This window comes from Pseudoalteromonas sp. Z9A5 (assembly GCF_011378875.1).
GTDB lineage: Bacteria > Pseudomonadota > Gammaproteobacteria > Enterobacterales > Alteromonadaceae > Pseudoalteromonas.
In genome coordinates, this window is the sequence record NZ_WTLC01000063.1 from 13,634 (window position 1) to 13,945 (window position 312).

At 50.0% G+C, this 312-nt stretch carries 1 protein-coding gene; it reads right to left on the reverse strand.

What is annotated here, in order from left to right:
- A partial coding sequence (locus GQR56_RS20090) for an Ig-like domain-containing protein (protein WP_206018232.1) occupies positions 1 to 312 on the reverse strand: 312 nt, incomplete at both ends.

Consider the following 312-nt stretch of genomic DNA (forward strand, 5'->3'; position numbering starts at 1 on the left):
CGTAAAGGTCCCGTCAGCATTAATGATAAGCTCACCAACGCCCATAATGGTTGCTGTATCGCCTGCGCTGTAAACGGTTGCACTGCCATCCACAACAAATTGAACAACACTTAAAGTGTCGCCTTCGAGATCACTGTCATTGGTTAATACATTGCCTGAAGCCGGCGTGTCTTCGGTCACGGTGAAAGGACCGTCATTGGCAGCAATCGGTGCATTATTAACCGGGCTAACATCATTGAAGCTTAGTGTTGCCGTGTTCGTGCTGCCACTTGCATCACTTGCCGTGTAAGTTGCGCTTGGCACCGGACCGTT